This is a genomic window from Segatella hominis (assembly GCF_019249725.2).
Taxonomy (GTDB): Bacteria; Bacteroidota; Bacteroidia; order Bacteroidales; family Bacteroidaceae; genus Prevotella.
Window position 1 is genome coordinate 618077 of record NZ_CP137559.1, and the last position, 15884, is coordinate 633960.

The 15884-nt window shown below is 42.6% G+C and carries 13 protein-coding genes; 10 read left to right on the forward strand and 3 right to left on the reverse strand.

The window, feature by feature from the left end; genetic code table 11:
• The first annotated feature begins 28 nt into the window (after positions 1 to 28).
• The 4 genes from KUA50_RS02380 (at position 29) to KUA50_RS02395 (ending at position 4915) form a co-directional block, all read left to right on the forward strand.
• Positions 29 to 2221 carry an alpha-amylase family glycosyl hydrolase gene (locus tag KUA50_RS02380; protein WP_218457607.1) on the forward strand — a complete coding sequence of 731 codons (2193 nt, stop codon included), beginning with the start codon at positions 29 to 31 and terminating at the stop codon, positions 2219 to 2221.
• A gap of 597 nt (positions 2222 to 2818) precedes the next feature.
• The gene (locus KUA50_RS02385; RefSeq protein ID WP_218457606.1) at positions 2819 to 3127 is read left to right on the forward strand and encodes a helix-turn-helix domain-containing protein; all 309 of its coding nucleotides are present in this window, start codon (positions 2819 to 2821) and stop codon (positions 3125 to 3127) included.
• A gap of 9 nt (positions 3128 to 3136) precedes the next feature.
• Positions 3137 to 4627, forward strand: a complete 1491-nt coding sequence (locus KUA50_RS02390; protein ID WP_218457605.1) for a type II toxin-antitoxin system HipA family toxin — start codon at positions 3137 to 3139, stop codon at positions 4625 to 4627.
• A gap of 45 nt (positions 4628 to 4672) precedes the next feature.
• The gene (locus tag KUA50_RS02395) at positions 4673 to 4915 is read left to right on the forward strand and encodes a hypothetical protein (protein WP_218457604.1); all 243 of its coding nucleotides are present in this window, start codon (positions 4673 to 4675) and stop codon (positions 4913 to 4915) included.
• Between the two features lie 95 nt (positions 4916 to 5010).
• Here KUA50_RS02395 and KUA50_RS02400 read toward each other — a convergent pair whose 3' ends face one another.
• The 3 genes from KUA50_RS02400 to KUA50_RS02410 all read right to left on the reverse strand — a co-directional run bounded on the left by KUA50_RS02400 (position 5011) and on the right by KUA50_RS02410 (position 7643).
• On the reverse strand, positions 5011 to 5328 hold the full coding sequence (locus KUA50_RS02400; RefSeq protein WP_118116257.1) for a heavy metal-binding domain-containing protein: 318 nt from the start codon (positions 5326 to 5328) through the stop codon (positions 5011 to 5013).
• A gap of 184 nt (positions 5329 to 5512) precedes the next feature.
• A complete protein-coding gene (locus KUA50_RS02405) occupies positions 5513 to 7084 on the reverse strand; it encodes an Rne/Rng family ribonuclease (protein WP_118116104.1) in 1572 nt (523 codons plus the stop codon).
• A gap of 259 nt (positions 7085 to 7343) precedes the next feature.
• Entirely contained in the window at positions 7344 to 7643 is a 300-nt protein-coding gene (locus tag KUA50_RS02410) for an HU family DNA-binding protein (RefSeq protein WP_022111008.1), read from the reverse strand.
• Positions 7644 to 7809: 166 nt separating this feature from the next.
• On the opposite strand from KUA50_RS02410, the gene KUA50_RS02415 reads away from it, so the two are divergent.
• The 6 genes from KUA50_RS02415 (at position 7810) to KUA50_RS02440 (ending at position 15857) form a co-directional block, all read left to right on the forward strand.
• Complete coding sequence (locus KUA50_RS02415; RefSeq protein WP_022111007.1) at positions 7810 to 8646, forward strand: TPM domain-containing protein; 837 nt, start codon at positions 7810 to 7812, stop codon at positions 8644 to 8646.
• A gap of 77 nt (positions 8647 to 8723) precedes the next feature.
• A complete protein-coding gene (locus KUA50_RS02420) occupies positions 8724 to 9305 on the forward strand; it encodes a LemA family protein (RefSeq protein ID WP_022111006.1) in 582 nt (193 codons plus the stop codon).
• 235 nt (positions 9306 to 9540) lie between these two features.
• Complete coding sequence (gene pyk / locus KUA50_RS02425) at positions 9541 to 10992, forward strand: pyruvate kinase (RefSeq protein ID WP_218457603.1); 1452 nt, start codon at positions 9541 to 9543, stop codon at positions 10990 to 10992.
• Between the two features lie 129 nt (positions 10993 to 11121).
• Positions 11122 to 11907 (forward strand): polysaccharide biosynthesis/export family protein, encoded by a 786-nt coding sequence (locus tag KUA50_RS02430; RefSeq protein WP_218457602.1) that lies wholly within the window; start codon positions 11122 to 11124, stop codon positions 11905 to 11907.
• 32 nt (positions 11908 to 11939) lie between these two features.
• Positions 11940 to 13844 (forward strand): glutamine--fructose-6-phosphate transaminase (isomerizing), encoded by a 1905-nt coding sequence (glmS, locus tag KUA50_RS02435; RefSeq protein ID WP_218457601.1) that lies wholly within the window; start codon positions 11940 to 11942, stop codon positions 13842 to 13844.
• A 129-nt stretch (positions 13845 to 13973) separates the two neighbouring features.
• Positions 13974 to 15857 (forward strand): amidophosphoribosyltransferase, encoded by a 1884-nt coding sequence (locus KUA50_RS02440; protein WP_218457600.1) that lies wholly within the window; start codon positions 13974 to 13976, stop codon positions 15855 to 15857.
• Positions 15858 to 15884 lie beyond the last annotated feature (27 nt).

Genomic DNA, 15884 nt, shown 5'->3' on the forward strand with positions numbered 1-15884 from the left:
ATCGTTTCATTTTTAGTAGAACCGCTAAATGAAGGAAAAAATTGTAATTTATCAAGTTCTCCCGAGGCTCTTCGGTAATCAGAATACCACACGAAAGGAGAACGGAACAATTGAGGAGAATGGTTGCGGCAAACTGAATAATTTTACCGATGATGTGCTGGCTCGCATACATGATATGGGTTTCACTCACATTTGGTTTACTGGAGTTATTCGTCACGCTACCCAAACAAACTACTCATCTTATGGTATTCCTACCCAACACGCAGAGGTGGTGAAAGGAAAGGCAGGCTCTCCATACGCTATAACTGACTATTATGATATTGATCCAGATTTAGCGGAGAATGTAAGCTTGCGAATGACTGAATGGGAACGTCTTATAGACAGAAGCCACAAGGCTGGTATGAAGGTTATCATGGACTTCGTGCCTAACCATGTGGCCCGTGAGTATCATTCTATTTGCAAACCAGCAGGTGTACGAGATTTAGGAGAAGATGATGATACGAACATGCACTTCTCTACAAAGAATAATTTCTATTATGCCTGGGGTGACTTAGACCTGAATGAAGTCCGTCATTCCAAACCGGCAATGGTTCCTTTTTCAGAGAAGGATTCTAAGATTTTTGAACCATATACAGAAAGTCCGGCTAAGGCTACAGGAAATGATCGTTTTGATAATCGCCCAGGTTGTAATGACTGGTATGAGACCGTGAAACTCAACTATGGTGTTGATTATTGTGATGCAGGAGGTAGAAGTTATCACTATGAACCAGTACCAAGTACATGGGGCAAGATGACAGATATCCTGCTTTATTGGGCAGGCAAAGGTGTGGATGGTTTCCGCTGCGATATGGCGGAGATGGTTCCTACAGCCTTTTGGTCGTATGCTACTGAGATATTGAAATCCCGTTTCCCTCATATCATTGTGATAGGTGAGGTTTATGATCCAAGTCAGTATCGCAACTATGTGAAGGCAGGTTTTGATTATCTATATGATAAGGTGGGTATGTATGATTGTCTGCGTGGAGTAATCCGTGGTGAGCGTCCTGCTGCCAGTATCACTCATGAATGGCAGGTGGTGGATGATATCCGCGAGCACATGCTCTATTTCCTGGAAAATCATGATGAGCAGCGCATCGCCAGCGATTTCTTCTGTGGTAATGCTATGAAGGCGATTCCAGCAGTAGCCATGAGTCTCTTCTTCCAGAAGAATCCTTTCATGCTTTATAGCGGACAGGAATTTGGCGAGAAGGGTATGGATAAGGAAGGATTCAGTGGCAGAGATGGTCGCACCACGATATTTGATTATTGGAGTCCTGAGACTTTGGCGCATGCTTATCAGGAAAATGCTGAGGAAGTATATACCCAAGAACAGAAGTATTTGACAGCCACTTATCGCCAGCTTCTTCGTCTCGCCAATGAGGAGAAAGCAATTCGTGAGGGTGAAACCTTCGATTTGATGTATGTGAATCCGTGGTCTGAAGGCTTCGATCCGCGTACCAACTTTGCTTTCCTTCGCAAGAAGGATGATGAGGTGATGCTCATCGTGCTCAATTTCTCTCAGGAGACTCGTCAGTTGCAGGTTTGTATTCCAGGTCATGCCTTCGATTTCTTCCAAATCAAGGAAGAAGAAGTCCTTGTCACAGAACTGTTCTCTGGTGGTAAGAAGAAGGTGGAACTGAAGAAGGATGGCGTGTTCCCAATATCAATGGATGCCAATGGAGTAAGAATATATAAATTCAATGTCAAGATGGAGGAGATTGATTTCATATTGAATGAGCACCACAAGGAGGAGTTCCCTCCTGCTCATACGGCTGAGCATCTGCTCAACCAGTTGATGGTTCGCATGTTTGGTTGCGAGCGTAGTCGCAATGCCCATATTGAGCGTAAGAAGAGTAAGATGACTTTTGTTGTCGATCATAAGCCAACTCGTCAGGAGGAAAAGGCGATAGAAACGGAAATGAATCGCTTGATAGAGGAAGATATGCCTGTGACCTATGAGTTTGTGGATCGCGACCATATTCCTGCAAATGTTAAGATTGATCGTTTGCCGGATGATGCAAGTGAAACCTTGCGTCTGGTACGCATTGGTGATTACGATGTTTGTCCATGTATTGGCAAGCATGTACGTTCTACGGCGCAGATTGGTAAGTTTGTATTGCTCGGCACCAATTGGGATGAGCATGCCCATTCATTGCGTATCCGTTTCAAGATTGTGCAGTAGTGATAAAATATAGTAACGATATAAAAAAAAGCAGCAATGGCTATACTTTTCAGTAGTAGCTATTGCTGTTTTTTTCTTATATAGCAAGATGACTTTTTTCTCTTGATATAAATTGTTTATGCACTAGGGAGAATTCTTTGTTCTGCGTCTTTGAATGTCCGTTCAACGTCGTTGAATGGAAAATTATCCTATAAGAGAGAAACATTTATTGAGGTATAGATGCTTTTCTATGTCTTTTGACATCTTTGTTAGTGTCAGTCTTATCCTATAAATACGTTTCTTTGTCGGTGCTCGTCTGATGGGCACATACGGACCAACTGATGGGCATCGATGGATCAACAGACGAGCACTCACTGCTCGTCACGTGAGCATTGAGTGCCCATAGTATAGAGTGATTTTTGGGCACTTTGTGCAAAAAGAGCATCAAAAGTACGTCATTTATCAGAAAAAATAGAAAGGAAAAAAATAATCTCTTGAAAGCTTGCCAGTCTCATTCCTTTTTATTATTTTTGCAACCATAAATATCAGTATGTTGAAGATAAAGGCTGATATAAAGGGTAAATATCATTATAATGATAGATAAATGAATAGAAGATTATGGCAGATTTATATGAATATTCTACTCCAGAGTTGGTACGCTTGCTGGGAATGAGATTCAAAGAATATAGAATGAGATGCAATCTCACCCAGAAAGAGGTTGCCGAGCTTACGGGGCTTGGCTTGACCACCATCCACAAGTTTGAGAATGGAACAGCGGGCAATCTTTCGCTTGCCACTTTTCTTCTCTTGCTGAAGGTGGTGGGGCAGATTGATGCCATCAACGATGTGCTTCCTGAACTACCCCCTTCACCTTATTTGATGAGAAAGGATGAGAGGAAAGCGCAGAGAATACGTCATACTAAATAATAACTGGTTATGGTAAATACGTTGAGAGTAATGCTTTGGGACGAAGAAATCGGTCGCTTAGCATGGGACGATCGCCGCAGGTTATCGTACTTTACATATAATCCTGAGTTCTTGAAGAAGGGAATTGATGTTTCTCCTCTTCAAGCTCCTGTGCGTGGTATTCGTGCAATGACACCCGTGTGGGGAGAGGATGCCAGAATGTACCAAAAACTTCCTGCTTTTTTGGCTGATTCGTTGCCGGATGCCTGGGGTAATCAGCTTTTCGAGCTTTGGCGAATTCAAAATCATATTCCTAATGCTGATATAACTCCGTTGGATAAACTTTCCTTTATCGGTAAGCGAGGCATGGGGGCATTGGAATTCTTACCAGAGGTGGCAAAGACGGATAAGGTTGAAATGATAGATGTCAAGTCGTTGGCCGATTTGGCAGAGCGCATATTCATCGAGCGTGAAAATGCCCACATCATGCCAGAGGAATCTATCACTATGCAGTCTTTGCTTACTGTGGGAACATCGGCTGGTGGACGTCAACCTAAGGCTATCATTGCCATCAATAAAGATACGGGGGAAATACGAAGTGGTCAGGTGGCTGGGCTTCAGGATTATGATTACTATATATTGAAATTTGGCGATACGAAATATAGTTCTGCCGAGATAGAGATGACCTATTACGAGATGGCCATCAAGTCGGGAATAGATATGATGCCATCCAGACTATATGAGATTGATGGAAACAGGAATTTCATAACGAAGCGTTTCGATCGTGATGGTGAGCGGAAATTGCATACACAGACCCTTGCTGCGATTTCTCCAGAAACCGATAGTTATGAGGGACTTGTTGCTGTCTGTAGAAAAATACATTTGCCAGAGACTGATTGTCAGGAGGTATTTCGCAGACTTGTGTTCAATGTACTTTCCAACAATACGGATGACCATACAAAGAATTTCTCTTTTGTGATGGACGAGGCGGGTCTTTGGCGTTTGTCGCCAGCCTATGACCTCACTTATATTATAGATACAGGAGGCTATTTACCCAATACGGGTCATTGTATGTATGTAAGGTCTAAGCTGCATCATATTTCTTACGATGATGCCATTCTGTTTGCCAAGGACAATGGCATTCGGCGTGCTGATGCAATCATCAGGGAAGTAGCTGATTCTCTGCGGCAATTCCGTGACATAGCCAAGCGGTATGCTGTTCAGGACAGATGGATCAGTTCCATAGAATCAGCGATAAATGCTCATCTCGTTTCATGGGGGTTGGAGGATAAAGACAACAGTTCTGCTTCTTTTGAGATAGATGGTAAAAGTTGTACTGATGTTCGCATAGAGCAGGCTTACAAAGGCAACTTCCATTTGTATGCAAGCATAGATGGGCGAGACTGTAAGTTTATTATCGGAAAGAACAAGCCCGAATATGCTACGATTCAAGAGACGGGATTGTCAAATCTTTCTAAATCGATGCTCATGGATTTGGTTGCGAAATATCTGGTGAGATAGAAGAGAAGTGATTTTCTGTGACCTTTATCAGGTGTAATCACTTTATTGCTTAAACAAATCATCCATCGTTATCTCGCTCTGTATCATGCCATATTGGGCATTTTTTGCCACTCCATAGGTCGTAACGAAGGTGAGGTGCAGAGCCTTGCTGGTACCGGTGGTTTCTCTGAACAACTCACGGCGATAGATAATATGTTCCAGATAGGAAAGAGTAATCTCGAAGGGTTTCCGCCAGAGTATGAGGATACAAAGATAATGCTTTTATTTGAATTCCGCAAGAGATATTAGATAAAAATATGCTTGAAATGGGGCGGTAACAGCCTAAAAAATCGAGTTACCGCCCTGTTTCAAGCATATTTTGTTCTATTTAACTGTCGCTGAACTTAGATAATTACCGCCGTTCCGCTGCAAGTTACCATCAGCATAGAGCCGCTGTTGCCTACGGTTTCGTAATCCAGGTCTATGCCCACGATGGCGTTGCAGCCTAAGGATGCAGCACGCTGGCTCATTTCTCTGAGCGCAGTATCTTTGGCTTCGCGGAGCGTACTTTCGTAAGAACCGCTTCTTCCGCCAATCACATCACGAATACTGGCAAAGAAATCCTTCACAAAGTTGGTACCAATGATGGTTTCGCCTGTCACAATGCCACGATATTCACGGATAGGGTGACCTTCTATGGTTGGAGTTGTGCTCAAAATCATAATCTTTTCCTTTCTTTTTATGTTATTACTCATGTTATCTTATAGCTTAGACGATGAAGGAATAAAAAAGGTTGCATGGAATTTTAAAAAAAAAGCAAAATAAAAGCTCCATTCGTCATCATGATACGAATGGAGCTTTTATTTATTATTCTATGCATGAGAAACCCCATTTGGTTTCAGACAACTATTTAGTTTCCTGTTCTTCCTGCATATCCAGATACTGGTTGTCCTTATCGTAGAATTCATACTGAAGGAATGCCAGTTTCTGTGAAGCAATCACATTAAATCCGAAACCATACTTGAACTGCCATTTGCGCTTCAATGAAATGAAGCCCTTATTGATAAAGGCAGCTACATAAGGATTCACATACAAAGTAAATTTCTTGACGCCAATCTTGTTGACTAAGCGGTCAATCTTTCTTTCCAATTGGTCGGTGAAGAGGATGCTGGATTTTATTTTGCCCGATCCGAAACAGGTAGGGCAGGTTTCCTCTACGTTTACGTCCATAGCAGGTCGTACACGCTGACGGGTAATCTGCATCAATCCGAATTTGCTCAATGGAAGGATATTGTGCTTGGCACGGTCCTTCTGCATGTTCTTGCACATGCGTTCATAAAGCAATTGTCGGTCTTCCGCCAGATGCATATCAATGAAATCGACCACGATGATACCTCCCATATCGCGGAGTCTCAACTGTCGTGCCAACTCATCGGCAGCACCCAGGTTCACATCGAGAGCATTTGCTTCCTGACCTTTCTCACGAGTGCGGTTGCCACTGTTTACATCAACTACATGCAGAGCCTCTGTGTGCTCGATGATGAGATAAGCACCATGTTTGTAGTTGACAACTCGTCCAAATCCAGCCTTAATCTGTTTGGTAATGCTGAAATTGTCGAAGATAGGCACCTTACCAGTATAGAGCTTAACTATGCCCGCCTTTTCAGGGGCTATTAGAGAAACATAGTTTTTCACCTCGTTCATCACATCCTCGTTGTTTACGTAGATGTTCTCGTAAGATGGGTTAAACAAGTCACGCAGGAGAGCGACGGCTCTTCCGGTTTCCTCGAATGCCAGTTGCGGGCGTTGCTGTGTCTTCTGTACCTTGGCGATAGCATCCTCCCATCGCTTCACCAGAACTTTAAGCTCAGCATCGAGTTCTGCGACTCGTTTTCCCTCAGCTACAGTACGTACGATTACACCACAATTCTTAGGTTTGATACTGTGGATGAGTTGCTTGAGTCGTGAACGTTCTTCACCGCTTTTGATTTTCGACGAAACAGAAACTTTTTCTCCAAATGGCATGAGCACCAAGTATCGACCTGCAAATGAGATTTCTCCCGTCAGTCGAGGTCCCTTGGTTGAGATGGGTTCTTTTACGATTTGCACCAACACTTCCTGTCCTGTCTTCAGAACATTCTGTATGCTACCTTCCTTCTCGAGGTCAGGTAATTTGGTGGCTTTAGAGAATGGGAAAAGTTTCTTTCTGTCGCTCTGTACTTGTTTAAGATACTTCTGGTAGGAATTAAATTGACTTCCTAGATCAAGATAATGAAGAAAGGCGTCGCGTTCATAACCTACATCCACAAAACAAGCATTAAGTCCCGGCATGAGTTTCTTAACCTTGGCGATGTAGATGTTGCCCACAGAAAAGGAAGCCTCGCGTGGCTCATTTTGATATTCTACTAATTGCTTATCCTCCATGAGCGCGATGGAGATGTCTTTCTGTTGGACGTCAATTACAACTTCGCTTGTCATTTTCTTCAAAAAATCTTTTAAATTAGTACTTACAGAAAAGGGGCATGTCAACACTTAAGAGCTGACATACCCCCTCAGTCACGAACTGACTGGGAGCAAAATAGGCTATAAAAGCTTACTTGCTCTTATGTCTGTTCTTACGTAATCTCTTTTTACGCTTGTGAGTAGCCATCTTGTGGCCCTTCTTTTTCTTTCCGTTTGGCATGATTTTAAAATTTTAAAATATTGTTATTTATAAATGTTATGTCCAAAGACTTAATTAATCCTCATTTTCAACAGCTTCACCCAACATCAAATCTACAAAACTCTTTGCTGGTTTGAAATTTGGAAGGTCGTGAGCTGGAATGGTGAGAGTAATGTTCTTGGAAATGTTACGCGCAGTCTTTGCAGCTCTATGCTTGATGTTAAAGCTTCCAAATCCGCGAAGGTAAACATTCTCTTTTCTCTCGACAAGACTGGCCTTAACCTGATCCATAAAAGCTTCTATTACTACGCCAACATCTTTCTTTGGTACTCCAGTTGCTATAGACACCTCGTTGATGATATCTGCTTTAGTCATGTTATTCTTACTATAATTATTTATTTATTAATCTAAATCGGTGTGCAAAGATACAAGTTTTTTGCGACATAACAAAAAAGTTAGCGATTTTTTTGCAAAAATAATGCTCTAAGTATTTGCATATAAGGTTTTTATTGTGTATTTTTGTACCAAAATTGAAAAAATAATGAGATTTAAGCGTTTTTTTATATTGCTCTTGATGATAGTTTCGGTATTTTCTTCTTCATTTGCTCAACGCGAGTGGAGTGCTGAGAATGTGCCGATTCCATATCTGAAGGATTCTACACAATATGTTTCTGATCCAGATGGTTATCTGTCTAAGGACCAGAAGGATTCTGCCAATTTTTATCTTCAGAAATTGAATCTTGAATGTGGTGTTCAGAATGTCTTGGTCATAGTGGGACATGTGAAGGATCAGGATGCTTTCCGTATGTCACAGGATATCGGTGAGAAATATGGTATTGGTTACAAGAAAACCCGAAGGGGGCTTGTCATGGTGATTGCCGTGGAGGATCATAAGTACTTTATTGCTCCCGGTATGGGACTGGAGGGCGAGTTGACCGATGTGGATTGTGATGATATTGCCAGAGCATGTATCGTGAAGTATATGCGGCTGAATCAGCCGGGGATGGCAGTTGTTACCGTTAGTCGCTCTATATATAATAAGGTGAAGAGTGGTAGAACTGGTATTCCGGATGTGGATGATGGCCCTATAGGTGAGGATGAATGGGGATTTATTATCTTTTTTCTTATCATCTGTTTCGGCATTCCTCTATATTTATTAATAAGGTATATATTGGAGGAATGCGGCGTTATCAAGAAAAAGCCATCTTCCGGTAAATCCTCTCGTCAGCATAAAAGACATGATGATGATTGGTTTCCTCCGTTCTTTCTGGGTGGAGGAGGTGGCTTCTCGGGAGGCAGTTCTTCTGGCGGAGGCTTCTCTGGAGGTTCTTTCGGTGGTGGTTCATTTGGCGGAGGTGGCTCCGGCGGTGGATGGTAAATCAAGGTTGTTGGGAAAGAAAATATTCTCAAGTGAAATAAATATAGTATTAATTATAACATTAAATTTTGAAAGTTATGAAAAAATCTGGATGGATTATTCTGGGTGTCGTAGTACTTCTGGTACTATGGGGTTTAAGTTCTTATAATGGTATCATTGGAGTACAGGAGCAAGCTACTACTGAACTGGCTAATGTGCAGACTCAATATCAGCGCCGTGCAGACATGATGCCTCAGTTGGCAAAAATCGTGAAGGCGTATGCTAAGCATGAGAAGGAAACGTTTGAAGCCGTGACCAAGGCACGTGCAGCAGTAGGACAGGTAAAACTTGATGCAAGCAATCTGACTCCAGAAAAATTGAAGGCTTATTCTGACGCGCAGGGCGAGTTGGCGAATGCTTTCTCCAAATTGATGGTAGTGGCTGAAAAGTATCCGGAACTGAAGGCGAGCGATAATTTCAAGTCACTTCAGATACAGGAGGAGGGTACAGAAAACCGAATCAGTGAAGCACGCCGCAAATATAATGATGCTGTGCAGCAGTATAATCTGAAGGTACGTAAGATGCCTACTGCCATCATAGCAAATCTATTCGGCTTCCAGACTATGCCTAAGTTTGAGGCAGCTGCTGGTGCAGAAAAGGCTCCCGATCTTGATATTTAAAAACGAGATAAATTGCAATTCGTAATTTCAGTTATCAGAATCAGGTTAAAATTTTGTTTAGACCCGCTCAAAGCAATACTTCTGGAATGATATTGGAAGTTTCTCAATAAAAAAATAAAAAAAAAATCTTTTTAATTTTGTATTGTCTTGCTTTTGCAGTATCTTTGCAGTCAAATTGCAGAGAGCGTGTCTTTCTAGAGGAAAATTTGAGAAAAAGAATAAGGTAATAAAAGATATGAAACAAACAAAAATCGTCGCTTCAATCAGTGATCGTCGTTGTGATCAGGATTTCATCCGCAAATTGTTTTTTGCAGGCATGAACGTCGTTCGTATGAATACTGCACATGCTACAGAAGAAGGTGTTCGCACAATTGTCAAGAATGTAAGAGCAGTGTCTCCTCATATTGGTATTATGATTGATACCAAAGGACCAGAGGTGCGTACCACAGGTGTAGCAGAGCCTATTCATTATAATGTGGGTGATGTAGTCAAGATTTTCGGTCGTCCTGAGATGGAAACTTCTCATGACATTGTCAATCTGAGCTATCCTGATATCGCTGCTGATGTGAAAGTGGGTGATGATTTGCTCTTCGATGATGGTGAACTTGATATGAAGGTCATTGATAATCAGGGTCCGATGCTCGTAGCTGAAGTTCAGAACGAGGGTTTCTTAGGTTCACATAAGAGCGTGAATGTACCTGGCGAACATATTGATTTGCCTGCGTTGACCGAGAAAGACCGCCGAAATATTGAACTCGCAATCGAACTGGATATTGATTTTATTGCTCACTCTTTTGTGCGCAATGCAGCCGACGTGAAGGCAGTTCAGGATATCTTGGACGCTCACAACAGTGATATCAAGATTATCTCTAAGATTGAAAATCAGGAAGGTGTAGATAATATTGACGAGATTATTGATGCTTGTTATGGTATCATGATTGCCCGTGGTGACCTGGGTATCGAGGTGCCAATCGAGAGAATTCCTGGCATCCAGCGCCGCATCATCTCTAAGTGTGTGAAGGCGCAGAAACCGGTAATCGTGGCTACACAGATGTTGCATACCATGATTAAGAATCCACGTCCTACCCGTGCTGAGGTAACCGATATTGCCAATGCTATCTTTTATCGCACCGATGCGCTGATGCTTTCTGGTGAGACAGCAAGCGGTAAGTATCCTGTAGAAGCTGTGCAGACCATGGCACGTATTGCTGAGCAGGCAGAGAAGGATAAGTCTCCACTGAATGATATTGATCCAATGGAAGATGGTAAGATTGACCAGAAGCTCTTCCTGGCTCATGCTGCCATTGAGGCTACTAAGAAGTTGGGTGTTGCTGGTATTATTACCGATGGCGAGAGCGGTCAGACTGCACGCGACCTGGCAGCCTTCCGTGGCCCAAATCCGGTATTGGCAATCTGTTATAAGGAGAAACTTCAGCGCTGGTTGAATCTGAGCTATGGTATTATTCCAATTCATCAGAAGGATCAGGTTTCTACCAAGGCTATGTTTACCGCAGCGGTACGTATGCTTCGCCAGAAAGGCTACTTAGGTGAGGAGGATAAGATTGCTTATCTGAGCGGTAGCTTTGGAGAGGGTGGAGGTACTACCTTCGTAGAAATTAATAAGGTGAAGAAGATTTTTGATAACAGTTATACTTTCAACTTGCCATCTAACGGCATTGAGGAATAATTGTCTGACAAATATAAAGGAATCAGCAAATGTTTTTGGCTTAAATCATTAATTTTTGCTATAAACATTTGCTGATATTAAAAAAAAACATTATTTTTGCACCCAAATTTCAAAAATAAATTGTCAACGATGAAAAAACTATTATTTGCAGTCGTAGTCGCTATGACTATGGTTTTAGCGCTGAGCAGTTGCGGAAGTGCTAAACAGGTGGCTTATTTTCAAAATATTGATTCTTTGAATTTGAGCGCATCGAGAATGTTGTATGATGCTAAAATTATGCCAAAGGATCAGTTGTCTATCATCGTGAAATCTTCCAATGAGGATTTGTCTGAGCCTTTCAATCTTTATTCGAAGTCCATGGGAGGTTCTTCCCTAAACCAGAACCTTCAGTATTATTTGGTAGATAATGCTGGCTACATAGATTTTCCAATTGTCGGCAAAATCAAAGTTTTGGGCTTGACTGCAAGAGAGTGTGAGAATTTGGTAAGGTCTAAGATTCAGCCCTATTTCAAAGAGAGCGAGTTGCCTTTGGTCACAGTTAGAATGTCTAGCTTCCGTGTTGTAGTGACAGGTGAGGTAGGTAGCCCTGGCGTCGTAACAGTGCCTAATGAGAAAATCAGTATCGTAGAGGCTTTGGCGCAGAGTGGTGACATGGGTTTGCAGGGTAAGCGTAAGAATATCTTGCTTATTCGTGAGGATGCTACAGGTCGTAAGGAAGCACATCGTTTGGACATGACAGATGCCAATTTGATTAACTCTCCATATTTCTATTTGCAGCAGAACGACATCGTGTATGTTGAACCTAATGGAGCGAAGAAAGGTACAGCTGGCTTGAGTAACTCGGTTACATTCTGGATTGGCTTGGTGTCGTCGATTATATCCTTGGCGACACTTACTGTTAGCTTGTGCAAATAAGGAAGGCTTAATTTTGAATTATTATTTTTATTATGTGTGGTATAGTTGGGTATTTAGGAAAACAAGATGCTTATCCTGTTTTGATCAAAGGATTGAAACGCTTGGAGTATCGAGGTTATGATTCAGCAGGTGTAGCTCTCATCAATGATGATGGCGCACTGAATGTTTATAAGACAAAAGGTAAGGTTGCAGATTTGGAGAATTTCTGCTCCGATAAGAATATAACAGGCTCTGTTGGTATAGCACATACCCGATGGGCAACTCATGGAGAACCTTCTTCTGTGAATGCTCACCCACATTATTCTTCATCCAAGAATTTGGCGATTATTCATAATGGCATCATTGAAAACTATGCTGCCATTAAGAAGAATCTGATAGCGAAGGGTGTGACTTTCCGCAGTGATACTGATACAGAAGTATTGGTTCAGTTGATAGAATATATTCAGGTTAAGAAAAATCTTGACCTCCTTACTGCCGTTCAGGTGGCTCTCCGTCAGGTAATCGGTGCTTATGCCATTGCTTTGCTTGATAAGCGTAATCCTAATCAGATTATCGCTGCCCGCAAGCAAAGTCCATTGGTAGTGGGTATCGGTAAGGAAGGTGATTTCTATCTGGGTTCTGATGCCAGTCCTATTATTGAATATACCGACAAGGTGGTTTATCTGGAAGATGGCAACATTGCTGTGATGCGCCTCGGAGAAGAACTTCAGGTGGTTAATATCCAGAATGTAAAGCTTAATCCTGAGGTTCAGACTGTGGATATCGACCTCGGTCAGATAGAGAAAGGTGGTTTCCCTCACTTTATGTTGAAGGAAATCTTCGAACAGCCTGAATGTCTGCGTAATTGTATGCGTGGACGTGTCGTAAGTCGTACGGTTGAAACCCGTGTGATGACAGACGATAATGAAGCTACTACAGATACTAAGACTGAAATGGGTGTGGTGCTGAGTTCTATCACCGATCACCGTCAGCAACTTCTCAATGCCAAGCGTTTCATCATTGTTGCTTGTGGAACCTCTTGGCATGCCGGACTTATCGGCAAGCAGATGATAGAGAATTACTGTCGTATTCCTGTGGAAGTGGAATATGCTTCTGAGTTCCGTTATCGCAATCCTGTTGTTACGAAGGATGATGTCGTGATTGCTATCTCACAGAGTGGTGAAACTGCTGATACCTTGGCTGCTATTAAGTTGGCTAAGGAGAATGGTGCATTCATCTATGGTATCTGTAATTCTATCGGCAGCAGCATTGCACGTGAAACCAATACTGGTACTTATATCCATGTTGGTCCGGAAATCGGTGTGGCTTCTACGAAGGCATTTACCGGTCAGGTAACCGTTCTCGTTCTTCTGGCTCTTGCCATCGGAAAGGAGAAGGGTACTATCAGTGATGTGGATTACCAGAAGATTACAGAACAGCTTTGGAACATCCCTTCAAAGATGAAGGAGGTTTTGAAGTTGAATAATAAGATTGCTGATTTGAGCCGTACTTTCACTTATGCCCGTAATTTCATCTACTTGGGTAGAGGTTTCCAATATCCAGTAGCCTTGGAAGGTGCATTGAAGTTGAAGGAAATCAGTTATATTCATGCAGAGGGTTATCCTGCTGCAGAGATGAAACATGGACCTATTGCTCTTATTGATAGTGATATGCCGGTGGTAGTTATTGCCACCCATAACTTCATGTATGAGAAGGTCTTGTCTAATATCCAGGAGATTAAAGCCCGTAAGGGACGTGTCATTGCTATTGTTAGCAAGGGCGATGAAACTATCTCTAAGATAGCTGACGAAGTGATTGAACTTCCTGAGACATTGGAGTGCTTGGAGCCATTATTGGCTACCATTCCTTTGCAGTTATTAGCTTATCATGTTGCTGTATGTAAGGGTAAGGATGTTGACCAACCAAGAAACTTGGCCAAGTCTGTTACCGTTGAATAATATATAAAGGGAATCGTCGTTTTTTGACGTTTCCCTTTTTTTAGAGGGGGACGCTAAAATGGATTTATTTCCTCAGTCCTCATAAATGAATATTCAAATTTAACTAATAAGATAAAGGATAATAGTGAGATGGAACCATTAAAACATGAATGTGGTGTGGCCATGATCAGGCTACTCAAACCGTTGGAATATTACCAGCAGAAGTATGGCACTTGGATGTATGCCCTCAACAAGCTCTATCTGATGATGGAGAAGCAGCACAACCGTGGCCAGGAAGGTGCTGGTATGGCTTGTGTCAAGCTTGGTGGCAAACCTGGACATGAGTATATGTTCCGTGAGCGTGCTGAAGGTAAGAATGCCGTTACCGAGATTTTTGGTAATGCAAATGCCAACTTCAAGAATCTGACTCCAGAGCAGTTGGCTGATGCCAAGTTTGCTAAGGAAGAACTTCCTTTTGCCGGCGAACTCTATATGGGACATCTGCGCTACAGTACTACTGGCAAGAGTGGCATTCAGTATGTTCATCCTTTCCTTCGCCGCAACAACTGGAAGGCGAAGAACCTCTGTCTTTGCGGTAACTTCAACATGACCAACGTAGATGAAATCTTCGAGGAACTGACCAAGCAGGGGCAGAGTCCACGTATCTACAGCGACACTTACATCATGCTCGAACTGATGGGACACCGTCTGGATAGAGAAGTGGAGCGCAACTTTGTGGCTGCTAAGGCGATGGAGATGGAAAATACCGACATTACCAACTATATCGAGGACCACGTGAAGATGAGCAATGTGCTCAAAACCACGATGAAGGACTTCGATGGTGGTTATGTGGTTTGTGGTATCACTGGTTCTGGAGAGATGTTCTCAATGCGTGACCCTTGGGGTATCCGTCCTGCTTTCTATTATAAGAACGATGAGATTGTGGTAGTGGCAAGTGAACGACCTGTGCTTCAGACAACTTTCGATTTGGAAGCAGAGGAAGTACAGGAACTCATGCCTGGTATGGCTCTTCTTGTAAAGAAGAACGGTGAGTGCACCATTGAGCGTATCATGGAGCAGAAGGGTGATTCTGCCTGCTCATTCGAGCGCATCTACTTCAGTCGTGGTTCCGATAAGGATATCTACCAGGAGCGCAAGCAGTTGGGCGAGCAGTTGACCCAGCCTATCCTGAAGGCAGTGGATTACGATGTAGATCACACCGTGTTCAGCTACATCCCGAACACAGCCGAGGTGGCTTACTATGGCATGCTGAGCGGTTTCAAGAAGTATCTCAACGAAAGCAAGATAGAGAAGATAGCCAGTCTCGATCACATCCCTTCGAAAGAAGAATTGTATGATATACTTGGCGACTTTGTGCGTTCTGAAAAGATAGCATGGAAGGATATCAAGCTCCGTACCTTTATTACCGAAGGAAATAGCCGCAATGATTTGGCGAGTCACGTATATGATGTGACCTATGGTAGCATTGAAGCTGGAGTGGATAATCTTGTGATTATCGATGACAGTATCGTGCGTGGTACTACTCTGAAAGAGAGTATCCTCCGCATCCTCGATCGTCTGCATCCTAAGAAGATTGTTGTAGTATCCAGTGCTCCTCAGATTCGTTATCCGGATTATTATGGTATCGATATGGCGAGACTGGAAGAATTCTGTGTGTTCCGTGCGGCTATCCAGCTTCTCAAAGAGCGCAATATGGAAAGTCTCATCGACCAGACTTATGAGGCTTGTAAGGCTGAACTTCAGAAACCGAAGGAAGAACAGATCAATCCTGTGCGTGCCATTTATAAGCCATTTTCTATTGAGGAAATCAATGAGAAGATTGTAGAGATGCTCAGACCGGAAGGCATGACAACTCCTATCCAACTCGTGTTCCAGAGTATCGAAGGTTTGCGCAAGGCGATTCCTAATCACAAGGGAGACTGGTATTTCACCGGTCATTATCCAACTCCTGGTGGTACTAAGCTTTGCAACCAGTCTTTCGTGAACTACATTGAGAATGTGTATCATAAATAAGTGAAAAAAGAAGAATGAAGAGTTCGT